Annotated in this window: 26 protein-coding genes; 1 reads left to right on the top strand and 25 read right to left on the bottom strand. The window is 46.6% G+C overall.

The window, feature by feature from the left end; all coding sequences use genetic code 11:
• Positions 1-12: 12 nt before the first annotated feature.
• The 14 genes from trpE to mtrB all read right to left on the bottom strand — a co-directional run bounded on the left by trpE (position 13) and on the right by mtrB (position 12125).
• Entirely contained in the window at positions 13-1563 is a 1551-nt protein-coding gene (gene trpE / locus FKV70_RS05745) for an anthranilate synthase component I (RefSeq protein WP_142612084.1), read from the bottom strand.
• Positions 1564-1948: 385 nt separating this feature from the next.
• Positions 1949-2323 carry a chorismate mutase gene (gene aroH / locus FKV70_RS05750; protein ID WP_063213483.1) on the bottom strand — a complete coding sequence of 125 codons (375 nt, stop codon included), beginning with the start codon at positions 2321-2323 and terminating at the stop codon, positions 1949-1951.
• 2 nt (positions 2324-2325) lie between these two features.
• Entirely contained in the window at positions 2326-3420 is a 1095-nt protein-coding gene (gene aroB, locus FKV70_RS05755; protein WP_142612085.1) for a 3-dehydroquinate synthase, read from the bottom strand.
• A 1-nt stretch (position 3421) separates the two neighbouring features.
• On the bottom strand, positions 3422-4591 hold the full coding sequence (gene aroC, locus FKV70_RS05760) for a chorismate synthase (RefSeq protein ID WP_063213485.1): 1170 nt from the start codon (positions 4589-4591) through the stop codon (positions 3422-3424).
• A 226-nt stretch (positions 4592-4817) separates the two neighbouring features.
• The gene (locus FKV70_RS05765; protein ID WP_063213486.1) at positions 4818-5618 is read right to left on the bottom strand and encodes a CheR family methyltransferase; all 801 of its coding nucleotides are present in this window, start codon (positions 5616-5618) and stop codon (positions 4818-4820) included.
• Positions 5619-5648: 30 nt separating this feature from the next.
• Complete coding sequence (gene ndk, locus FKV70_RS05770) at positions 5649-6092, bottom strand: nucleoside-diphosphate kinase (protein WP_063213487.1); 444 nt, start codon at positions 6090-6092, stop codon at positions 5649-5651.
• 110 nt (positions 6093-6202) lie between these two features.
• A complete protein-coding gene (locus tag FKV70_RS05775) occupies positions 6203-7177 on the bottom strand; it encodes a polyprenyl synthetase family protein (protein ID WP_142612086.1) in 975 nt (324 codons plus the stop codon).
• A complete protein-coding gene (locus FKV70_RS05780; RefSeq protein ID WP_142612087.1) occupies positions 7174-8040 on the bottom strand; it encodes a menaquinone biosynthetic enzyme MqnA/MqnD family protein in 867 nt (288 codons plus the stop codon). Before FKV70_RS05780 ends, FKV70_RS05775 begins: the two co-directional genes overlap by 4 nt.
• Complete coding sequence (locus FKV70_RS05785; RefSeq protein ID WP_064796396.1) at positions 7997-8656, bottom strand: UbiX family flavin prenyltransferase; 660 nt, start codon at positions 8654-8656, stop codon at positions 7997-7999. Before FKV70_RS05785 ends, FKV70_RS05780 begins: the two co-directional genes overlap by 44 nt.
• Positions 8656-9528 carry a UbiA-like polyprenyltransferase gene (locus FKV70_RS05790; protein WP_063213491.1) on the bottom strand — a complete coding sequence of 291 codons (873 nt, stop codon included), beginning with the start codon at positions 9526-9528 and terminating at the stop codon, positions 8656-8658. The genes FKV70_RS05785 and FKV70_RS05790 overlap by 1 nt, the downstream gene beginning before the upstream one ends.
• The gene (locus FKV70_RS05795) at positions 9521-10249 is read right to left on the bottom strand and encodes a demethylmenaquinone methyltransferase (RefSeq protein WP_142612088.1); all 729 of its coding nucleotides are present in this window, start codon (positions 10247-10249) and stop codon (positions 9521-9523) included. The genes FKV70_RS05790 and FKV70_RS05795 overlap by 8 nt, the downstream gene beginning before the upstream one ends.
• A 9-nt stretch (positions 10250-10258) precedes the next feature.
• The gene (locus FKV70_RS05800; protein ID WP_142612089.1) at positions 10259-11128 is read right to left on the bottom strand and encodes a heptaprenyl diphosphate synthase component 1; all 870 of its coding nucleotides are present in this window, start codon (positions 11126-11128) and stop codon (positions 10259-10261) included.
• Positions 11129-11244: 116 nt separating this feature from the next.
• Positions 11245-11796, bottom strand: coding sequence for a hypothetical protein (locus tag FKV70_RS05805; RefSeq protein ID WP_063213494.1), 552 nt, complete (start codon positions 11794-11796; stop codon positions 11245-11247).
• A gap of 98 nt (positions 11797-11894) precedes the next feature.
• On the bottom strand, positions 11895-12125 hold the full coding sequence (gene mtrB, locus FKV70_RS05810; RefSeq protein WP_063213495.1) for a trp RNA-binding attenuation protein MtrB: 231 nt from the start codon (positions 12123-12125) through the stop codon (positions 11895-11897).
• Positions 12126-12283: 158 nt separating this feature from the next.
• On the opposite strand from mtrB, the gene FKV70_RS26060 reads away from it, so the two are divergent.
• Positions 12284-12457, top strand: a complete 174-nt coding sequence (locus tag FKV70_RS26060) for a hypothetical protein (RefSeq protein WP_167669712.1) — start codon at positions 12284-12286, stop codon at positions 12455-12457.
• Positions 12458-12528: 71 nt separating this feature from the next.
• Here the strand turns inward: FKV70_RS26060 and FKV70_RS05815 are convergent, their stop codons facing one another.
• The 11 genes from FKV70_RS05815 to der all read right to left on the bottom strand — a co-directional run bounded on the left by FKV70_RS05815 (position 12529) and on the right by der (position 23487).
• A complete protein-coding gene (locus FKV70_RS05815) occupies positions 12529-12801 on the bottom strand; it encodes an HU family DNA-binding protein (protein WP_014599981.1) in 273 nt (90 codons plus the stop codon).
• A 247-nt stretch (positions 12802-13048) separates the two neighbouring features.
• On the bottom strand, positions 13049-14035 hold the full coding sequence (locus tag FKV70_RS05820; RefSeq protein ID WP_063213496.1) for an ABC transporter permease: 987 nt from the start codon (positions 14033-14035) through the stop codon (positions 13049-13051).
• Complete coding sequence (locus FKV70_RS05825; protein WP_142612090.1) at positions 14032-15549, bottom strand: sugar ABC transporter ATP-binding protein; 1518 nt, start codon at positions 15547-15549, stop codon at positions 14032-14034. The genes FKV70_RS05820 and FKV70_RS05825 overlap by 4 nt, the downstream gene beginning before the upstream one ends.
• A gap of 72 nt (positions 15550-15621) precedes the next feature.
• Positions 15622-16737 (bottom strand): sugar ABC transporter substrate-binding protein, encoded by a 1116-nt coding sequence (locus FKV70_RS05830; RefSeq protein WP_142612091.1) that lies wholly within the window; start codon positions 16735-16737, stop codon positions 15622-15624.
• Positions 16738-16942: 205 nt separating this feature from the next.
• Entirely contained in the window at positions 16943-18421 is a 1479-nt protein-coding gene (gene spoIVA / locus FKV70_RS05835) for a stage IV sporulation protein A (protein ID WP_013371689.1), read from the bottom strand.
• A gap of 427 nt (positions 18422-18848) precedes the next feature.
• On the bottom strand, positions 18849-19199 hold the full coding sequence (locus FKV70_RS05840) for a 2Fe-2S iron-sulfur cluster-binding protein (RefSeq protein ID WP_142612092.1): 351 nt from the start codon (positions 19197-19199) through the stop codon (positions 18849-18851).
• A 43-nt stretch (positions 19200-19242) separates the two neighbouring features.
• Positions 19243-19893: a hypothetical protein gene (locus tag FKV70_RS05845; RefSeq protein ID WP_142612268.1), complete on the bottom strand. Its 651-nt coding sequence runs from the start codon at positions 19891-19893 to the stop codon at positions 19243-19245.
• A gap of 177 nt (positions 19894-20070) precedes the next feature.
• The gene (locus FKV70_RS05850; RefSeq protein ID WP_063213500.1) at positions 20071-20346 is read right to left on the bottom strand and encodes a stage VI sporulation protein F; all 276 of its coding nucleotides are present in this window, start codon (positions 20344-20346) and stop codon (positions 20071-20073) included.
• Positions 20347-20511: 165 nt separating this feature from the next.
• Positions 20512-21552 carry an NAD(P)H-dependent glycerol-3-phosphate dehydrogenase gene (locus FKV70_RS05855; RefSeq protein ID WP_142612093.1) on the bottom strand — a complete coding sequence of 347 codons (1041 nt, stop codon included), beginning with the start codon at positions 21550-21552 and terminating at the stop codon, positions 20512-20514.
• The gene (gene plsY / locus FKV70_RS05860) at positions 21545-22153 is read right to left on the bottom strand and encodes a glycerol-3-phosphate 1-O-acyltransferase PlsY (protein WP_064796387.1); all 609 of its coding nucleotides are present in this window, start codon (positions 22151-22153) and stop codon (positions 21545-21547) included. Before plsY ends, FKV70_RS05855 begins: the two co-directional genes overlap by 8 nt.
• 11 nt (positions 22154-22164) lie before the next feature.
• Entirely contained in the window at positions 22165-23487 is a 1323-nt protein-coding gene (gene der, locus FKV70_RS05865) for a ribosome biogenesis GTPase Der (RefSeq protein ID WP_013371698.1), read from the bottom strand.
• Positions 23488-23581 lie beyond the last annotated feature (94 nt).

Below are 23581 nucleotides of genomic sequence, written 5' to 3' on the forward strand. Positions count from 1 at the left end.
GATTTGTGTGTGTTACGGAGTGTACAAATAATCTTGGTTGATGACGCTGTTGTAGGGCTGTGTCGTTGCTGGGAACATCGCTTCTGCCGTTCGGATTGCTTTCAGCAGTGCCTTTGCTTTATTCACCGTCTCCTGATACTCGCTTTCCGGTACGGAGTCCCACACAATTCCAGCGCCCGCCTGGACATAGGCCCGGTTCTTTTTAAACACAATCGTGCGAATCGTAATGCAAGCATCCATATTGCCTGAGAAGCCCAAATATCCAATTGCTCCCGCATAGGTTCCGCGTGCTTCCCGCTCCAGCTCAGCAATAATCTCCATGGCTCGCAGCTTTGGAGCCCCTGATACAGTGCCGGCCGGCAGGCAAGACAGGAAAGCATCGAAGAAATCCTTGTCCTCACGCAGCTCACCCGACACATTAGATACAATGTGCATGACGTGAGAATAGCGCTCAATCTCCATGAACGTATCGCATTTAACAGTGCCAAACTGGGATACACGCCCCAAGTCATTTCTCCCCAAATCGACCAGCATCAGATGCTCTGCACGTTCTTTTTCATCCTTCAACAGTTCCTCAGCAAGTGCCGCATCTTCGGTTTCCGTTACGCCACGTGGTCTTGTTCCTGCAATCGGTCGGGTCTCTACGCGGCCGTTTTCCACCTTGACGAGTGCCTCCGGCGAAGTGCCTACGATGATCTCGTCATCCATTTTCAAATAATACATATATGGCGACGGGTTCATCGTGCGCAGCACGCGGTATACTTGTAATGGCGAGGCCTCTGTATCAATGTGAAAACGCTGGGATAGCACAACCTGAAAAATATCACCAGAACGGATATACTCCTTGGCCTGCTCTACGTTTGATATAAACTGTTCCTTTGTCACATTGGACTGAATTTCACCCAGTTCCACATCATCAGGAATGGAAGTTGATCCTAATCGTTCCGGCGGGGATTGCTTGCGCAAATACTGCGCCGTAATCTCCAACTTGCGTTCCACATCTGCATAAGCAGCACGAATATCCTCCTCGCGGAACCCTTCACCAATATGAACATTGCCAACCAGCAGAATTTGTTGTTTTACATGATCAAAGACAATAACTTGATCACAAAACATAAAACGAATATCGTCCATATTCAAATCATCTACCGCGTGCTCTGGCAGCTGTTCATAGTATTGAAGCAGGTCATATCCAAAAAATCCGATAGCCCCGCCTGTAAAGGGAGGCATGTCTTTCAGTTTCGGACTACGATATTTACGAAGCAATGCTTTGAGCGCTTCAAGTGGCTTATCGCTTAATATTTGACGTTTTCCATGTTGCTCCAAAATCAATCGACCTTTTTTTCCCGAGACCATGAGAAACGGGTCTGTTCCGATGAAGGAATGGCGCGCCCACTGTTCGCCTCCCTCTACGCTCTCCAGCAGAAAGGCACGGTCCCGCTCAGCATACCGACGGAAAATCCGAATCGGCGTCTCCATATCAGCCAGCACTTTTTTGTACACAGGAATCAGGTTAAATTCATTCGCCATTGCTATCACTTGCTCCACATGCGGCGTTAACATGAGATCACTTCCTTTCCAATTTGGCGCAGAACCCATGGAGAGAATAAAAAAGCCTCTACCCGTAAGGTAGAGGCTGTCAGTTATTGAAATTATAAGAATGCTCCATATGTAGAATGATTACAGCAAATAGACAAAAGCATACACTTATCCCTTTTGCACAACCACGCAGGTCACCTCAAATAAGCTTCTCTGTAGAAGAAGGTCTCTTCATGGACAAAAGCTTATCCGCTACCGCCGGTCTCTGTAATCTCATATGGAATTGGCTAAGGCTACACTCTTCTCATCTCAACTCTGCTCTGGCTAACTCTACTCTACTCAACTCTGCTACACACACTATATCTCATGGGATGTTACTTTGGCAACCATCAACTTCAAAAACAGGCGCTTATTTCCCCTGGGAAGCTAGATCTGGTCTTAATGCCTGCGCTCCGTTTAAATATACATGCTTGATTTCCCGCTGGGATTTGTCGGTGTTCACCTGTACCATTAAACGGATGCACTTCGGTAAACTACCTGGCACAGGAATTTCCAATGCACACATCAGCGGAACCATATCCCAGCCATCAAGCTTACGGATGGCCATGGCTGGAAAGGCAGCATCCAGGTCATGGGTCACTGTTATCCATACATTACTAATATCCTCTGGCTGAATTTCATTGTAGGATACAATTTCATCCAATAGTTGGCTTGTTGCTTCCAAAATTTCATCTGCTTCATTATTCGCGACGGTCGTCGCGCCACGAATTCCACGATTGTACATCTTCACGCCTCCTTTTTTAACTGTTCAATGACTTCCCGGATGTAAGAGACGGAAATATCCTTCACAACCTCCACACGCCCAATACTACGTGGGACAACGAAAGTAATGCTGCCTTCTTTGAACTTTTTGTCATGCATCATCGCTTCAAGCAGTCGATCTGTTTCCAGATGTGATGGAAGAGAAGTCGGCAAGCGCAACGAAGACAGCATTTCCTTCGTATCGTCTACCAAAGATGGATCTGCCCCTAGCTTCACACCCAGAAGCGCGGAGCCGACCATACCAATAGAAATAGCTTCTCCATGTAAAAACTCACCATATCCCGCAATGGCTTCAATCGCATGACCAATCGTATGACCTAAATTTAGAATAGCGCGTACATCATTTTCTCGTTCATCGCGCGACACGACTTCGGCTTTAATGGAACATCCCTTCTCCAGTCCGTACTCCAGTGCCGCCGCATCCAGTGCGAGCAAATCCGTCGCATGTTCATGACACCACTGAGCAAAATCAGCAGCCCAGATCAGGCCGTGTTTGATCATTTCAGCTAGTCCTGCAGATACCTCGCGCGGAGGTAGTGTTGACAACGTATCTACGTCATAAAGTACAAGTTCCGGTTGATGGAAGGCCCCTATCATATTTTTCGCCAAAGGATGATTAATACCGACCTTACCACCCACGCTGCTGTCATGAGCGAGGATTGTCGTTGGAACCTGTACGAATTTGATGCCTCTCATAAAAGAAGCAGCCACAAATCCAGCTAAATCACCCACCACACCACCACCAAGAGCGATAACGGCTGAATTGCGATCCAGACCGCCCTCAATGGCTGCTGTTATCCCCTGCTCAAATACAGCAAGCGACTTGGATGTTTCTCCTGGCTTAACGACAAATGATACCGTTTTGTATCCCGACTCTTGAAGATTGTTCTCCAATGTTGCCAGGTAGAATCCCGCTGCATTTTCGTCTGAAACAATCAACAATGGGCTTTTTTGGGCAATTCCTCGTTCCTTTAACGACTCTCCGGCTTGATGCAACAACCCACGTCCGATATGAATAGGATAAGAACGTTCGCCGAGTTGTACCGTCAGCGTACTCATCTTAGTACTGCTCCAATTGTTGTTCATAGGATGCAATATTCGCGCGGATTTCTTCGATTGAATCCCCGCCGAATTTTTCTAACAAAGCTTTGGCTATCTCCCAAGCTACCACATGCTCCATGACTACGCTTGCCGCTGGTACCGCACATGCATCCGAACGCTCAACTTGGGCAGTGAACGCTTCCTTCGTATCAATATCGACGCTTTGCAGCGGCTTGTAGAGTGTGGGGATCGGCTTCATTACGCCACGAACCACCACGGGCATTCCGTTGGTCATGCCACCCTCAAAACCACCCAAACGATTCGTACGACGGTGATACCCACGTTCCTCATCATACAGAATTTCATCATGCACCTGTGAACCGCGCAGTTCCCCTGCTTCAAACCCGATGCCGATTTCCACACCTTTAAATGCATTGATCGACATGACTCCTTGTGCGATACGTGCATCCAGCTTACGATCAAACTGTACATGACTACCTAGTCCAATTGGAACACCTTCTACGATACATTCCACTACCCCACCGACGGAGTCGCCTTCTTGCTTGATCAGGTCAATATATGCTTCCATTTTCTTTTCGGTTTCCGGATCGGTTACTCTCACCGAAGAAGCTTCGGTGACGGCAATCAGTTCATCAATCGGCAAATCACGATAAGGAGCTTCGATTTCACCAATGCGGATGACCTGACCTGCCACCTTGATTCCGAATTCAGCCAGCAATTGACGAGCCAAACCGCCGCACGCCACACGAATTGCTGTTTCACGTGCACTGGAGCGTTCCAACACGTTACGAAGATCCTTCAGGTTGTATTTCATACCGCCATTCAAATCCGCATGACCCGGGCGTGGCCGATGAACCCGACGTTTTTCTTCATCACTGCCTTCAATAGGCTCAATATTCATAATATTCTGCCAGTGCTTCCAATCGTTATTTTCCACAACTAGCGCAATCGGTGCTCCTGTGGTATAACCGTGACGTACGCCGCCGGCAATCTTCGCCGTATCTTTTTCAATTTGCATGCGCCGCCCCCGTCCATATCCTTTCTGACGACGGTGCAACTGAAAATTCAATTCTTCAAAATCCAACTTCAAATTACTCGGCATACCCTCTACAATGGCAGTTAGCTGGGGACCATGCGTTTCCCCCGCGGTTAAATAACGTAAACTCATGACGCGTTCCCCCTTTAAACTGTTAAACTGTGCATCGCTAAAACCTTTAACTGTGCTTCATTATAGTATACGCACCTTTCTTTGACAAGAAAAGCCACATGTGATCAGATAAACAAAAACACGTCCCTCAGCCAGAAGGGCTCAAAGGACGTGCGCTGTTGATAAGCCAGCCATTACTTATGGATAGAAATAAGTTCCTACGAAACTATGGATGCTATGTGCAGGCTTATGCTTTTTTACGATAAAAAAAGGTTTCAGTCGATTCCAGCCCATATTGGTTTGGAGAAAAGATTTGCTCGGTACTGCCGACAAATAAGACACCGCCGGGACGAAGACTGGCAGCAAACTTTTGATACAATACATGTTTGGCCTCTTCTGTAAAATAAATCATAACATTTCGACAGATGATGAGATCATATCCATCCTCAAATCGATCCAGCAGCAAGTTTTGCTTTTGAAATTTCACAGCCTGTTTTAAACGGTCATCAATCCGGTACATCGCACCATCCGGTTTAAAATATTTGCTAGCTACCTGCTCAGGCACATCCTTGAGCGAGCGCTCCAAATATCTCCCCTCCTTGGCTTTAGCCAATGCACCATCATCAATATCGGAAGCTGTAATGGAGCAATTCCCTAAAATCCCTTTACCGTCGAGAATCATAGCTAAACTATAAGGCTCTTCCCCAGTTGAGCAGGCTGCACTCCACAGCTTAAGCTTTTGCTTCCCTACAAGCAGCTGTGGCAAAATGATATCCCGCAGCACTTCCCAGCGATTGGGATTTCGCCAAAACTCGGAAACATTGATCGTCATCCGATCCAGAAATTCATAGAATAAAGATTTTTCCTTCATCATGGCATCATAAAAAGAAACAAAACTGGGAAACCCGTTTTTGTTGCGAAGCGTCGTTAACCGCCTTTTCATCTGTGCTTCTTTGTATTGTGCAAGATCAATACCTGTGCTGTCCTTGATTTTGCGGATAAACGCTGTGTAATCGGGGTCCGTCTGACCCAGTTCCATATCCGTCATGCTACCATCCTTCTTCATACGTAATTAAACTTATACCCAGGTCGCTACAGTTTTTTCATACCGAACCAATTCTTCCGGTGTGAAAAAATTTGTAATCTCGCGCTCTGCACTCTCCGGTGAATCTGAACCATGAATGAGGTTAAACGGTGTATGTGCAGCAAAGTCTCCACGAATGGTGCCCGGAAGAGCTTCGGTCACTTGTGTTTTACCAATCAGTAAGCGGGAAAGTGTAACAATGTTATCCCCTTCCCAGACCATGGCAAATACAGGACCTGATGTGATAAAGCCTACAAGCTCCTCAAAAAAAGGCTTGCCCACATGCTCCGCATAATGCCGTTCTGCCTGTTCTCTAGATACCTGCACCAGCTTGCCAGCCGCCATTTTGAAGCCTTTGTCTTCCAAACGACTGACAATACGTCCAATCAGTCCGCGTTGTACACCATCCGGTTTAACCATCAAAAACGTACGATCCATCGGCTCACTCCCAATCCAATCTAATGTATTTATACAGTACTAATCTGTATTGTAACAGAAAGCTTGGAAACGGTTAAAGAATTTTGTCACAGCAAACCTAAAATAAAACTTTAGTAGGAGCGGCGTGTTACAAAATGAGCAATATCGCGCAGCGTCTTTTTTGTTTTGACATCTGGTAGTAAGTCCAGCGCATTTAGCGCTTTATTAATATATCGGTCGGCGAGAATTTCAGCTTTAGTGATTCCTTCACTTTTTTTGATCATATCCACCGCTTCGCGGGCGTCTCCTTGCCCATCTCCATCCTGAATCCGGCGGATTTCAGCCAGCAGATCGTCCCGCAACTCGGGTTGTTCAAGCGCATAAATAACCGGAAGCGTAATATTGCCCTGTCTCATATCGCTGCCTGGCGGCTTGCCAATCTTTTTTTCCGTTCCACATAGATCGAGCAAGTCATCTTGAATCTGAAAAGCCATTCCTACGTTATAGCCATAGCTGTACAGCAGAGAATTGACTTTTTCCTGTGCACCTGCAGCCATAGCTCCCAACTGGCAGCTAACCGCGATCAACAATGCCGTTTTACGTCGTATGCGCAGCAAATAATTGCGCACACTCTGATCCACATTAAAAAAATCACGTATTTGTTCCATTTCACCAATCGACATCTGTACCAATGCCTTAGACAGCACCCGGTGGATATCGGGATTCGGCAGTCCGGCGGCAATAGATAGTGCGCGTGCATATATGTAGTCTCCGGTGTACATAGCCACCCGATTGTCCCATTTGGACTTCACAGTGGGTTGACCGCGTCTTAATTCCGCATCGTCAATCACATCGTCGTGAACGAGAGAGGCTGAATGAATCAGTTCCAGAGGTACGGCTATGCGCTTGAGCTTATCCAGATCATATTCTCCAAACTTGCCTCCCAGCAATACAAATACGGGACGCAAACGCTTGCCCCCTGCTTTAAGCAGATGAAGCGACGTATCATTAATCAACGGCTCCCTACTGTCAATGCTACGGTACAGCTCTTCTTCTATGAAGTTCATATCCTTTTTTAATAAACCGAACAAATCCAATCGTTTCATTCTTTCACCCGTGTCAGCGTATTGTCACTCCAGAGAAGCGGCTTCACTAGTCGGTCAAGCAGCCCCAGTTCATATGCATACTTAAAATAAAGCTCTAAACCTTGTTGTTGCTTCTCTTCAAAATCATAACACAGATTCGTAAAGTAGCGCTCCCAATAATCTTCTGAACCTCCGATTTCCTTGCAAGCTTCAGCAATAACAGATGTCAGATCAGATAGACTACGCTGCTTGCTTACACGGAACGCACTCGCAATTTCAGCCACCGCAGCCGGGTTCTCAGCAGCAACAGCACGCCGTACTGCCCATACAGCAAAAGTCATACTGTAGCCCGTCCAGCGTTTCCACTCTTCTCCGAGGTCGGTTACATATAGGCCCTCACTTCGCCAGGACGCCTTGATCGCGTGATCTCCAATCAGCAGCCCTGCATCTGCCTGTTCCAACATTAAATCAAGATCTGGTTCACAGTCAAAGTAAGTAGGCTGGCCTTCCCATGCCTTTTTCATCAAAATTTTCAATAAGTTCACCGAGGTGGCTGAGGTATTCGTCAATGCAATGGTACCGTTAATGATTTCATTTAGCGGTTTGCGTGAAAATAGTAAAATGGATTGGACCGGACCGTCTGCACTGACGGATAAATCCGGCAATAACAGCATCTCCTCAGCACCTGATGCATACGCAAAGGAGGACATCGCACTCATATCCAAACTTCCATTCAGCATGCCTCGATTCAATTCAGCCGGAACTTTGGAAACCATCTCCGCCGAATGGAGAAGTTTTGAAGGATTAAAGTAATGAAAAATAGGCCAAGCGTTTGTGTATTTAATTTTTCCGATTGTGATTGTCTTGGTGTCCGGTGTCGGCATCGGAATCCCCCCATCTCGTAAACAGTTGATGTTCTATACGCAAGCTGTCTAATACTTTGCCTACGAGGAACAGTACAATATCATCCAGTGTTTTCGGATGAAAATAAAAAGCTGGCATGGCCGGAATCATTTTGACGCCGAGTCGCGCAAGCTTAAGCATATTTTCCAAATGAATGGCATGCAGCGGCGTCTCGCGAGGCACAAGGATCAACGGGCGCCCTTCCTTCATCATAACATCTGCTGCACGTGCCATGAGATTATCAGACGAACCGTGCGCTACCGCTGACAACGTCCCCATCGAGCATGGCATGATAATCATGGCATCGACCAGATAAGAACCGCTCGCAATCGAAGCTCCAATATCTGTAAACGGATGGTATACAAGAGAACCGGGACGGCCTCCGAATTGTTCATTCAAAGCTCCTTCCCGGTCAGTCACATTCCAGCCCAGCTCCTCTTTCAATACCCGCCAGCCAGCATTGGATACAATCAGGTGAACTGTATACTGCAAGTCCAGCAGTGTCTCTACCAGTCGTACACCATAAATGCTTCCGCTCGCACCTGTAATACCAATAACGATTCGTTTGCCTTGATGGTTGCTCACCTGATTATCCATTAGTATAAACGCACCACCAAATCAATCAGTGTAAAAGCAAATACGACAATGCTAAGTACACCGTTCATCGTAAAAAATGCCGTCTGCAAACGACTTAGATCTTTTGGAGATACAATATAGTGCTCATAAAATAAAATAATGTATGAAATAATCATGCCCGCCAGATACCACCAGCTCAAATCTGCAATAAAGAACAGTACAATAAATCCAATCGCCGTAATGACATGGAACGCCCGAGCGAGGCTCAGAGCACCTGCTATACCAAAACGGGCAGGAATAGAATAAACCCCTTCGCTCTGATCAAAATCAATATCTTGACAAGCATAAATAACATCAAATCCAGCGGTCCAAAATGCAATCGTGAGGTAAAGTACGATAGCAGTCAAATCTATTTGTCCCGTTACTGCAACCCATGCGCCTAGCGGCGCCAAACCAATGGTCAAACCAAGTACAATATGGCAAAGCCAAGTGAAACGCTTGGTGTAGGAGTAAAAAACAAGCATAAAAAAGGCCAGCGGGAACAGCTTGAACGCCAGCGGACTTAACTTGAATGATGCCCAGAATAACAGCAACAAGCTAACGATAATGAAAATCACCACTTCGCTTGATTTGAGCAGCCCTGCCGGGATAGCACGTCCTGCTGTACGCGGATTTTTCCCGTCAATCACACGGTCAATCATACGATTGAAGCCGAAGGCTGCGCTACGCGCGCCAACCATAGCCAACAATATCCAACCGATCTGCGGCCATGAGGGAAGGTTGCCTGTCACGACAACTGACCCCAAGACAGCCCCCATAAATGCAAATGGGAGCGCAAATAAGGTATGTTCAATTTTAATCATTTCCAAAAAAATAGCAATTTTCTTAAACATGCTGACTCTCCTTGATTCCAATATGCAATGCCGCAATGCCTCCGGTGAGAGAATGAGCCTGAACATCCTTCAATCCGACTTCACGAAAGATGTTAGCCAGTTCATCCCTTCCTGGAAAAAGCGCCAACGAATCAGGGAGCCATTTGTACTGCTCATAACGTTTGGCGAACAATTTGCCGAGCATGGGCAAGATGTGTTGAAAATATGCATAGTAAATTCCCTTGAACGGCTGCCAAGTAGGCTTGGACAACTCCAGACATACGACCTGCCCGCCAGGCTTGACGACTCGTTGCATTTCCTGCAACACCCGGCGCAGATCCGGCACGTTACGTAGACCGAAGCCAATCGTCGCATAATCAAATGTATTGTCTTCAAAAGGTAGATCCATCGCGTTGCCTTGAACAAGCCTGATTTGCTTTTCACGGGATTCTGATGTTATCTTACGCTCGCCAACATTGAGCATGTTCTGGCTGAAATCCAGTCCTATGATGTGACCACTTTCACTTGCACGCGCCATCGCAAGCGTCCAGTCACACGTCCCACAACAAAGATCGATTGCCGTATCGCCGCGATGCATGTTCATTTTTTTCATTGTAAATTTCCGCCAAGCCTTATGTCTGCGAAAGCTCAGTATATCGTTCATCAAATCGTATTTCCCGGCTATACTCTCAAACACGCTATGAACGAATTGCTCTTTCGGCTTGGTGTCGCTTGATCCCATGACGTTCACCTAACCTTCCCTTACAACCGGGTGCGAACTATGTAGCAGCTTCAGGAAAGGCTCAAGCATGCATTCAAATTCCTCAATCCCCGTATTTTGTTCATCTGACAGAACCTGCCGGATGTGTGTAACAGCCGTGCGAAGCTTGTCCAGTATCGCATCCTCGGCCTTATATTTCAGAACAAGCTTACGCCAAACTTCTGTTTTAGCACCGCCTTCTGAAAGTTGCAGCTGCTCATGCTGGTCTCCGTTGCCGTAAATATGCCAGAACATATATCCGAAACGGGACTTGTCCGGTTCTGCCCGCTTCTCCCACTCCTCCATTAGCGTATCACAGAGAGAGAATTCGTTAAGAAGCTGCTTCCAAACTTCCTGATCCTGTTCTGCAATGAGAGAAGTAAATGATAAAAAAAGCTCCTGTTTGAAGCGAACCATTTGAGATAAATACTGAGCGCCATCCAACCGAAAATTCTTCATCTCCCAGTACAAACTCATTTTTCCTGCGTTCACTTCACATACAGCATCACTCAGCTTTGAAATGGCCTCAATTCGACCCGCCAGTGCAAGTAGCTGATAAAAACGGCTGCTGAAGTAGTCACCGGCTAACACCTTCAGCTGTCTGGAACGCATCTCTTCCGGGCTTCGTATACCGGACAAAGTATCAATCATATCATGCGTATCCAGCCCCATCTGCACAAGTGATGTAACCAAAGCGTACAGTTCATCCTCACTGGCATGCAGCCCTTGCGCATTCCGGTTCAAAAACACAAACAGCAAACGGGTGCGGTTGTCAGGAAAAGCCGGCATTTCCGTATGTTGTTGAATCATGTCGTATTCCACATATTTCTTTGCTAATTGGGGTACGCGATACGGTTTCATCCTAAGCCTCCGAGCCATGACTTTCTGGTATACTCAAATAATTGCAATGCCTTATATTATATCACAATTTAAAATGATTCGCGACTAAAGTACTGTAGGTCCGGCGGTAGAAACATCTAGTTTGTATATACACCGCTAAACCTGTTTTGCCACATGGGTGTTACTGTAATGCGGAAACGAGATTTCAAATCTTCTGGCAGCTCAGCACCTTCCCGATTTCTTAGCTGCTCCAGCGCCTCGTTCGTCCACTCGTTACGGCGTATATCGGATGCCAGCAGCAAATGACGTTGCCCTGACCATTCGTCCTGCGCCACAACCCGCAACAGCAATTGCCGTACATTCGTCGTTCCGTAAAAACTAAAAGCGGCAAGCTCTGCCATGTTTTGATAAATCTCCAGCGGCGTCGTTTCTTCCTTGGACAGCTTAACATCCAGGGTCAGGACTGAATGTTCCCAGCTTACACTTGCAATCGGTGTAGTCAATGGAAGCTCATTCAGTGTATCTACCAGATTGTCATCCGTCAGCAGCACTCGTTGCTGGGGCGAGATTGTCGCCTGTGTTTCACGAACTGCTGCGGTTCCCGAGTCCAGCATCTGTAAGGACGGCAGCAATATTGCTGCTGCAGTGGTTATGAGAATGGAACCACCGAGTACAATCCAAGGTTTCATCAGAGCCTCCCCTGACCCCTACCCGATAATGTGGGTTTGCTACGGTAAAGGTCCTCACTCTCATTGTACAACAAAAAAAAGCAGGCTATGCCTGCATTTTACTCCTCTGTATCTACAACCCCGTGCTTGGTCATCACAACGGCCTTGCCGCGAATTTTGATGGCTGAAGTATGATCCGTAAATTGGACGATCAGTACTTCACCCTTGTCCAACTTTTCCGAGTGATGCAGGCGTGTATCCTGACCTCTGGTCAGACCAAAAACCTGACATCCATTGCTTTTTGCTTTAATTACGACGTACTCACTGCTGCCTGTCACGTTATCTTCCATGTCCTTTTCCTCCCTGAGAGCCGAAGCTATACTTTTTATGATGGAGATTTAAGCTTGTTTTGTCAACTACATGCTCCCCCCCGCTGCCTGCAACAATTAGTGCGTCCTGTGCCATACTATGTGTGCAGTCTCATCTATTAACGAAAGGAATAGATCTGATGAAAAACTATCGTCCCGCTAATCTCAGTCCTGCTCAGATCGAACAACTTCAACGATTGGAACATGAATTTGCCGAGCTGACAGGTGAACCCCTAGTGCTGATCGCTTATGCCTCGCGAAACGGGAGGACAACTTCCTCTTCTTCAGTCCATGGCACCTCTACTACAAAGTAAATAGGACAAAAAGAAAAGGCCGTGAATCAAATTCACGGTCTTTTCAGCGCATTGGGAATATGTAAGAAATCTTATTTAATTCCGTCTTTGAGCGCTTTACCCGGTTTGAATGCCGGAATTTTGCTCGCAGGGATTTCGATTTCTTCTCCTGTTTGCGGGTTACGTCCTTTGCGTGCGGAACGTTCACGAACCTCAAAGTTCCCGAAACCTACCAGCTGTACCTTGTCTCCGTTTTGCAATGCTCCAGCGATCGCTTCAAATACTGCATCGATTGCTTTCGTTACGTCCTTTTTGGACAATTCAGTGCTCTCAGAAACCTGATTGATCAAATCCGTTTTATTCAATATATTCACCTCCCAATTCAAGTGTAGTCCAGCATTAAGGTTATCGGTGTGACCACCAATAATGAAGTCGCCTGTATAAAATAACCCGGGCGGCATACTGCCTTCCATAATGTTATCATCTGTTTCCGTTTCGTCGTTAAATATACATATAATATACCTAACCACCGCCATATAGGCCGAAACTGGCGTTTTATGGCACCCTTCTTGCGTGGAACAAGGTTTATAGTAATACAGTCCACAGACAATTTCAAGTACGACGACGGTTCAGCACATAAAAAGTAACAGCCAGCGCAAGCACCAGCACTACTCCTTTGACAATGTCATGGGCAAAATATTGCACATTCATCATCGTCAGTCCATTAACTAATACGCCGATTAACACCGCACCAATAAATGTACCAATGACGTTCGGTTTACCCGCACCAAACACAGAAAAGCCAACGAATACTGCAGCTACCGCCTCCATGAGCAAAGGAGAGCCAGCGTCAATTTGGCCCGAACCTACACGCGAGGCATACAAAATACCAGCAATGGCTGCAAATACGCCTGAAGCCACATAAGCCAGTGTGCGAACTTTTTTTACCCGTATGCCAGACAGACGAGCAGCCTCCTCATTTCCGCCAGTTACATACATCTGTCGCCCGTGCTTCGTGTAGGTCAAAAAAACATGCACCGCCGCCACAGCTAGTAACAGTAGAATAACCGATATCGGAATACCCAACCATTTACCTTGTCCTAGTAAAAGAAATCCTGGAGATATCTCCCCTGGAGCCTTACTGCCGTCAGGAAACTGCATATGATTGTAGATGGTATAGCCCTGTGCGTACGTCTGATGAATCCCGCTTACAATGTACATAATGGCTAGAGTTGCGAGCAAATCAGGGATACGCAGTTTAATAATCAATAGTGAATTCAGCAGCCCCACCAAAGCTCCTACGATCAGAGACACAATAATGACCACTGCAACGGGCTGTTCATACCAGACCATTAACGAAGCTGAGACAACTGTCGTCAAAGATACTGTTGCACCAACCGACAGATCAAAACCATCTACGATAAGTGACAACGTCACACCAATGGCCACGAAAGTAACAATCGCAATTGAGCCAAGAATATCCATTAAATTATCATACGTCCAAAAATAAGGTAAGGTAGCTGAGAAAAATGCCAACACACCTATAATTACCACTACAGCACCGTAACGAAATGAGACATTTAACCATTTTTCCTTCATAAATGCACCTCTTCACTGCCGCTGGCGTACAACAGAAGCTGTTCCTGTTCAACTTCGCCTCGCGCAAATCCCCTTATTATTTTGCCGTCATACATCACTGCGATCCGATCACCAATGCCAATACCTTCCGCAAATTCACAGGTAAGATAAATGATTGCTTTTCCTTGTGCAGCCAGTTCTCCGATAATACGGAAAATATCGCTTTTGGCCCCTATATCTACACCCTTCGTTGGCTCATCAAAAACAAATATATCCGCCCCCGAATGAAGCCACTTCCCTATCGCAACCTTTTGTTGATTCCCACCGCTCAAATACTTAACATGCTGGCGTAGCGAAGGCGTCTTAATACCAAGAGAGGCGACAACCTCGTTACCGTTATTACGTTCTTTCAGCCGACTGATGAAACCAAGAACACTGAGCTTGCCCAAGAGTGGAAGACTGAGGTTTCGTTCCACACTCTCCTCAATCAGCACCCCCTGCTTTCGCCGCTCCTCGGGAATGGACACAATTCCTTGAGCTACCGCGTCCGCAGGCTCTCGCAAACGAATGTATTGCCCCTTGAAGGTCAACTCCCCTTCATCCGGCTTATCTGCTCCTGTAAGCAGCCGTGATAGCTCCGTCTTGCCCGCACCGACCAAACCCACAATCGACAGAATCTCACCGCGTCTGACCTGTAAATCAACACCGTGAACCCGCAATCCCTTACGGAGCCCTCTTGCTTCCAATACCGTTTCACCAATGGGTACCTCTGTTTTCGGAAATTCCTCATCAAATGTTTTCCCAAGCATATGCGTAACAATGTCACCTGCACTTAAATCAGAGGCAGACCCCGTAAACACTTTTTCACCATCACGCATCACCGTAATGCGGTCACTGTGCTCAATGACCTCTGGCAACCGGTGCGTGATGAGAATGCATGCTACTCCCTCATCCTTGAGGGTATATATGGTGCGGAACAAACGCCGTGTTTCTTCCTCGCTCAGCGGAGCCGTTGGCTCATCAAAAATGATAGTATTCGCTTGTTGCGTCAAAATCCGTGCAATGAGTACAAGCTGCTTTTCTGCCAACGTCAATTCAGACACGTATCGCCGGACATCTATATTAACTTCCAGACGTGCTAACGCTTCACGTGCTCGCCTGCGCATGGTTGATGGTGCAGCCCACCATCGACCCTCAGGTGCAGACAAATCGTCCATTACAATGTTTTCAGCGACGGTTAACTGAGGCACGAGCGCCGAATCAACTTCTTGATACACACAATGAATTCCGGCTCTTTTGGCTTCCCACGGTGAACGAATAATCAGTTCCTTGCCATCCACTACGATTGCTCCCTGATCGAAACAATACGCACCGGACAAGATTTTCATTAATGTGCTTTTCCCTGCCCCGTTGGCACCTAGCAGAGCGTGAATTTCGCCACCCTGCACCGTAAAATCCACGGCACGCAGCGCAGCTACACCAGCAAACTGTTTGCTGATTTTTTTCATCTCCAATGTGTATACTTGTGAACTCATGGTGCCCCCTCACTCCCGCTTATGATAAAAGCGCGCCGAAGCGCGCCTTTGTATTTGCGTTATGCATCCATTTTATTTGGATGTTTCATATTCCTTCATCCATTCCTTGTAGCCCTGCTCGCTTTTGCCCCATCCTTTTACATATTGAGACAACTCGGATGTGGAAATTTGCTTATCTGGCAACTCTCCGCGCTGCACATATACTGCCTTCAGTACAACCTTCTCCTCCGGGTTATCCCCATGCAGCTTCTGGTATGCATAGCGCACTTGTACGCGTCCAATATCTGTTGGATCTACGGCTGCTGAAGCCACCCATGGGTTTTCCGGGTCCTGAATCATTTGCAAATCTTCATCGCTCATATCAATCCCGTAAACTTTGATTTCCGTCCGCCCAGCTTGCTGTATTGCACGAGCAGCACCTTTGGCAAATTCATCCCAAGCCGCCCATACTGCTGTAATTTGACCCTTAGGATATTGCTTTAAGACAGCTTCCATTTTGGCTTGCGTATCCAAAGCAGGATTCTGAGCCGAACCAAAAGTCGCAATTTCTTTAATATCTGGATTGGATTTCAAAAATGCATCATAAGCAACTTGACGACGTTCCATTGGCGCAAACCCTGCAACCCATACTTTGACAATGTTTCCTTTGCCACCGATGTCCTTCTTCATCTGCTCCAACGTCAGCTCCGCCATGCTTTGGTCATCCTGTGAGAGCACTACCGCGCCTGGAACATTGACCGCCGCATCGAACACGATAACTGGAATATTGCGGGAGATTGCTTTTTTAAGACCTGGCTCCAGCAATGCGTCACCATGATCAGTCAAAATGACATCAAACTGCTGGTTAACGGCACTATCTAGCAAAGAAGCCATTTTAGCCTTATCGTTATTAGCAACAAACTTGGTCAACGTACCGCCAAATTTCTTAACTTCATCTTCCACGCCTTGAACATACTGCTGCGAAAACGTACCCGTGTTAAACTCCATGATCAAAGCAACCCGTTTACCCTTTAGATTTAAACTATCCGCTTTTCCGTCTCCTGTATTCGCTCCTGCAGGGCTTGTCCCCTGAGCGCCGCTCTCTGTTTTCGGCGCACCACATGCTGTGACCAGTATAATCAGCACCAGCAGCATAATGACTCCCAGCCCTAGCTTCTTGTTTTTTTGGAGCCCTTTTTGGATATACATGATTTGTTTCCCCCTTGTTCCACAAAATGATTCAAATTTGATACTTAATATATCGCGTTAAACCAAGTATGTAAATAGGTTTTATTAAATATAAAAAAATTCACGTCCTCACATATCAAAAAACAACAAATTCACAAAAAAATACCGTAAAGAGCAGCCAGCCCTCTACGGTATTACTTTTACACATATTTGGTATAGCTTAGCCTTAAAGAATGATAGCAATAAGACCACCAGAGCCTTCGTTAATAATGCGACCCAGCGTTTCCTGAAGCTTGTAGCGTGCATTGTCCGGCATCATGGCAATCTTGCCCTGAATACCTTCACGTACAATAGAATGTAGCGAACGTCCGAATATGTCTGACTCCCAAATTTTGATTGGATCATTCTCAAAATCCTGCATCAGGTAACGTACAAGCTCCTCACTTTGCTTCTCTGTTCCGATAATTGGAGCAAATTCCGATTCCACATCGACACGGATCATGTGAATGGAAGGAGCTGTCGCTTTAAGCCTCACACCAAATCTTGTACCCTGTCGAATCAACTGTGGTTCGTCCAGCGCCATCTCAGCCAGTGACGGAGCAGCAATACCATATCCCGTTGTCTTGACCATTTCCAGTGCCTCGGCAAAGCGGTCATATTCCCGTTTAGCGTGGGCAAAATCCTGCATCATTTGCAGCAGATGATCCTTGCCGCGAATCTCTACCCCAACGACTTCTACCAGAATCTGGTCATATAGCTCATCAGGCGCATACAAATCAATTTCAGCTACGCCCTGCCCCATATTCATTCCGCTTAAGCCGGCTCTGTCGATGAACTCATATTCCATAAACTGGCCGACCACTCGATCTACATCACGCAGACGCCGAATATCTTTAACCGTATCACGAACGGAATTTTCATAGTTGCTACGCAGCCAGTGATTTTCGTTCAATACCATAACCCAGCTCGGCAGATTCACATTCACCTCATGCACTGGGAATTCATACAATACTTCACGAAGTACACCCGTAACATCATCTTCCGTCATGGTCGCCGCGCTGAGAGTCATGACTGGAATATCGTACTTGGCAGCCAGTTCACTGCGGAGTTGAAGTGTTTCATCACTGCGTGGATGCGTGGAGTTGATAACCAGCACAAATGGCTTGCCAACTTCCTTCAACTCTTCAATGACGCGTTCCTCCGACTCTACATAAGAGCTACGCGGGATTTCAGCAATGGTCCCGTCTGTGGTGACTACCACACCGAGTGTCGAGTGCTCTTGAATAACTTTACGTGTACCAATTTCTGCTGCTTCCTGAAAAGGAATGGGCTCTTCAAACCATGGTGTAGAGATCATCCTTGGACCATTTTCATCCTCGTAGCCTTTTGCACCTTCTACGGCGTATCCCACACAGTCAACCAGACGTACATTCACGTCCAGTCCTTCCGTTACTTTGATCTGGACGGCATTATTCGGTACGAATTTAGGTTCCGTCGTCATAATCGTCTTCCCTGCCGCACTTTGCGGCAACTCATCTACGGCACGGGCACGGTCCGCCTCACTCGTAATGTTGGGCAGAACAATCGTTTCCATAAACCGCTTGATAAACGTTGATTTTCCTGTTCGGACTGCGCCGACAACCCCAAGATAGATGTCTCCTCCGGTGCGTTCGGCAATGTCTTTAAAAATGTCCACTTTCTCCAATGAAATCCCCTCCTCAAAAGTCTCCGAAGGAAAAATGCTTAAAGAGCATCCGCTTCGTGTTCAACCAACTGCTTGATCCCAGATGCGGCAGAACAGCCTTTAAAATGCCCGGAAGTCGTCCGCCGCCGAGATTCAGGAGACTGATGGAATCGGCGAAACGGCGTAAACTCGTACATGCATTTGGACTGATACCATCATATGTATCCCCTCCGTAAAATATGTTTAGTTTTTAAAAAAATAGATTATGTCACAGCGAACATTGCAGAAACAATATTTTTACGTTTGGGTCCACTCACCTAATATATGCACAGCAAGAACCCTCCATGACTTTGTTTGTTGCTAGACTTAAATAAAAAAGGATACTTCTCTGACCGTTTCTACCGTCGAGAAATATCCTTTGTTTTTTGCTCTACTGATATAACAGACATTACCACAGCTCATCATCCAGCGCCTGACGCTCCAGTTGCCGCCTGATAGCTGCCTTGAGTCTATCCTCCGGTATGGTTACCTCCATATCTCCTTGAGCACGGGCCTGACAGGATAAACGTATTCCTTCATCCAGTAAAGGTCCCAGCTTACGCTGTTCAGCCCCATTAGGGCGACCTGCCAGCTCAGCCTGTTCCGGTGCTATCCGCACCTTACACATCAGACAGGCTGCTTTACCATCACAACGAGTGGGAATATACACACCTGCTTTACGGGCAGCCTGGAGCAATGACGTGCCCTGACCGACTTGTACACGCTTGCCTGACGGCTTGAACGTAATCTGCACATTCATGAACGGTCCTCCATTCCCCTTTTCTCATAATACCGCCCGTAACTTATATTTCGTTGCTCATTCGGATTAAGGAATGTAGCTCTGGCCAAGGGAGAAGCTCTCCGAGTTTATCCAGCTGCTCCTTATTCCAAATATTACTGACCAATAGCTTCGTTAATATCCCGATGTGCCGTTGCGGGTCTCGCTTCATGACATCTGCAATCGCTTGATAGCGGTCAGGTCGATTTCGCAACAGATTGAACAGCAACTCGTGGCTAAGAGGCATCAAACGTAATGACGTATTTTCCAAATCAAGCTGTATCCCAGCCGACCAGAGTAGATGCTCGACCTCCAAACGGTATAAAGCTCCATTACATAAAACCTCGAATCCTCCTACCAATTCAACTGGAAATCCTTCTAGCTCATAGTGGCTTAGCAATGAAACGTAAGATCCGCTACGGTCAACCTGCTGCTGGTCTATACCCACACCTGGCGAGTGTGCATGTAACTGCTTTGCTGCATGAATATCTGCATAAATATCAATGTCCCGAGGCAAGCGATCCAGTTCAACTTCTTGCACAAGTAGTGCACAGCTTCCCCCGAGCATCCACGGAACTGGCACCGCTGACCAACTCTCTGTCAAGCTACCCAGCGCCACAGCCAGATCGTGAGGAAGCCTGTCCACTAACACTGATGATATTGCCTCCTTCAATATGGTTTCCTCCTTTGCTGTTTTTTCTCCCGTTTCCTGATGGGCATCATTATAACATGTTCGACATGGCAGTTCGACATTTTGTGTGCTAAAACAGCACTTCCCTACCTCAAAATATAAAAAAACCGCAAACCTTCCCGGTTCACGGTGAATAGAACCAAGCATCGTGCGGCTAGTGTTTTACTTTTTCATCATCATTTTCATTAACGCTTCCATGTTGGAAGGATTCATTCCGCTTTTTTTGACAGCTCCGACAATATCCCTAACTGTATCCTCCGACACCGGAATGTTAGCCATCGCAGACACCTGTTTGATCAGCTGACGCAACTGCGTCTCATTTTGAAGCGTGTCCGGCTTTACCGTACCTGCCAGCTTTTTCACAGCATTTTCAGATATGTTTTTGCCGCCTTTTTTGTTAATGGCCTTCAATGCTTCTTTCGGAAAGTTTTTACTCACAATCTCCCCTCCTCGCCATTGCTCAACTCAGTCTATGAGTGGTGGAGACAAAAGGTGATTAAGCATACGAAAGACATGCCAAGCGCCTAACCAAAAAAGGCTATCTCATGGTAGAAAAATCTACTCATGAGATAACCTTTATACTTTATAAGATCCTTTGTGCCCTTATGAATGCCATTGCTCCCACGTTTCAAGCGACATGACTTCCATCTCGGTTTTGGGATCGCGACCCATTAATGCCTCAACGGCCTTGCGAACGTCGCGTCCTTCAAATAGCACTCCATACAGCACCTCTGTAATAGGCATTTGAACACCCAATTTTTGCGAGATGGCGTATGCTGCTTTTGTCGTACGAATCCCCTCTACGACCATACCCATAGATTCAAGTACGGCATCAAGCTGTTGGCCCTGTCCCAATAATGACCCTGCACGCCAGTTGCGGCTGTGACGACTCGTTGCAGTGACCACTAAATCGCCTATGCCAGCGAGTCCGGCAAAGGTTAATGGATTTGCCCCCATCTCAACACCGGCCCGGGTAATCTCAGCTAATCCACGGGTCAACAAAGCCGCTTTGGCATTATCGCCAAAGCCAAGTCCATCCGACATTCCCGCGCCCAGTGCGATAATGTTTTTTAAAGCACCGGACAGTTCTACACCGAGCAAATCACGGTTAGTATAGACGCGGAAATAGGAGTTCATGAACAGCCCCTGAGCAGCCTGTGCGGCCTTCTCATTGGAGGAAGCTACAACAACCGTTGTAGGGCATTTCTTCACCACTTCCTCCGCATGGCTCGGGCCTGACAGCACGGCAATATCATCCTCCGCGATTTCCAGTTCTTCCGAGATCACCGTGGACATACGCTTGAGTGTCTCTGTTTCAAAGCCTTTAATGGCATGTACTACCAACATATCTTTGGTAAAATGAGCCTTCAGACTACGTGCAACCTGCCGAGCGGCAGACGAAGGAGATACGATGATGACCGCTTTAGCTCCAGATACCGCAGCCTGCATATCTGTTGTAGCTGAAATGCGATCAGATAAAGTCGAGCCCGGTAAATAATGCTCATTCGTATGCTTCTCATTGATCTCAGCAGCTTGTTGTTCGCTTCTCGTCCAGACGGAGACATCGTTGTTATTGGACGCAAGTACGGAAGCAAGGGCTGTTCCCCAACTCCCTGCGACCAGCACAGCTATTTTCTCAGACAAGACGATCTCCTCCTTTGGAGCCAAGCTTATTCTCATTTCCCCGTGCCAACTTGACTATGTTAGTACGGTGTCTCCATACAGCGAACAGGCAAATGATTAGAGCCGTCCAAAATAACGGCCAATCATAACCAAGTACGAGTAATATCCAAGGGGTCAAAATGACAAAAATTAATGATCCCAGAGATACATAACGCGTTATTACGATAGCAAGTATCGCAATAATTCCGGCGTATAGTGCCGGCAGAAAGGCAAGCGATGCCAATACGCCAATGGCAGTCGCAATCCCTTTCCCTCCGCGAAAGTGAAAATATACCGGCCAGTTATGGCCTGCAATCGCCGCAATACCACACAAACCCGGTAACCAGGATGATTCTCCACCCAACCAGTGCCCTAGCAACACTGCAATAACTCCTTTAAATACGTCAAGCAGCAGTACCAGAATAGCCGGGCCTTTTCCAAGCACGCGCAGCGTATTCGTCGCACCGGCATTGCCGCTTCCATGTTGACGAATGTCGATTCCTTTTAATTTTCCATACAGCAAACTAAAGCTGACAGAGCCAAGCAAGTAACTGAGTACGATGGCAACGATCTGTAAAATCAACCTATTCGCTCCTAACTTTCGTCAGACTTGCGCCGTGTAAATATACGAATTGGAGTTCCTTCAAAGTTAAAGGCGGCGCGTATTTTGTTCTCCAGATAACGCTCATAAGAGAAGTGCATTATTTCTGGATCATTTACGAAGACAACCATCGTAGGCGGTTTAACAGCAACCTGAGTCACATAGTTAATACGCAGACGACGACCCTTGTCTGTTGGTGGTGGATTGATGGCAACCGCATCGGAAATTACATCATTCAGCAGATGTGTCTGAATACGCATAACATGCTGCTGTGCCACATGCTGTACAACTGGAAGCAGCTTTTGCAGACGCTGCTTTGTTTTTGCAGATAAGAACACAATCGGAGCATAGGTCATGAACAGAAAGTGGTCACGGATTTTCGTCTCAAACTGGTGCATCGTTTTGTCGTCTTTATCTACGACATCCCATTTATTAACGACAAACAGCGATGCTTTACCCGCTTCATAAGCATAGCCAGCAATGTGTTTATCCTGCTCAATGATGCCTTCCTCGCCATTAATAACGACCAATACAACATCCGCACGCTCAATGGCACGCATCGCACGCATTACACTATATTTTTCAGTCGTTTCGTATACTTTACCACGTTTTCGCATACCGGCCGTATCAATCAGTACATATTTTTGACCGTCTTTTTCAAAAGGCGTGTCAATGGCATCACGCGTTGTGCCTGCAATGTCACTGACGATAACCCGTTCTTCTCCTAAAATGGCATTAACGAGGGAAGATTTACCTACATTCGGACGTCCAATCAAAGCGACACGTATAACATCCTCATCATAATGATCTTCTTCTAGCTCAGGTAAATTGGACGTAATTGCGTCCAACAGATCACCAATCCCTGTGCCGTGACTACCAGAAACAGCAATTGGATCACCAAATCCATAAGAATAAAACTCATAGATCAGGTCAGCGCGACTGAGGTTGTCCACCTTGTTTACTGCTACAATGATCGGTTTACCCGAACGATATAGCATTTGAGCTACCTCTTCATCCGCTTGCGTTATTCCTGCTTTTGCGTCGCTCATGAATACAATAACATCTGCTTCTTCTATTGCGAGTTCGGCCTGCATACGGATAGATTTTAAAATAACATCCTCACCATCAATCTCAATGCCGCCGGTGTCAATAATACTGAAGGATTTACCATTCCACTCCGATATACCGTAAATACGGTCACGAGTGATTCCCGGTTTATCTTCCACGATGGACAAACGATCCCCGATTATCCGATTAAAAATGGTGGACTTCCCCACATTCGGACGACCAACGATAGCCACAACGGGTCTTGCCATAAATTCACTCCTCCTGTCAATTCTTCCGCTATCATCATAGCAAAAAACATACTTATTGGCGATATGGTCACGTAACAACAATCGGCGAACCCTC

The organism is Paenibacillus ottowii (genome assembly GCF_006874425.1).
GTDB lineage: Bacteria > Bacillota > Bacilli > Paenibacillales > Paenibacillaceae > Paenibacillus > Paenibacillus ottowii.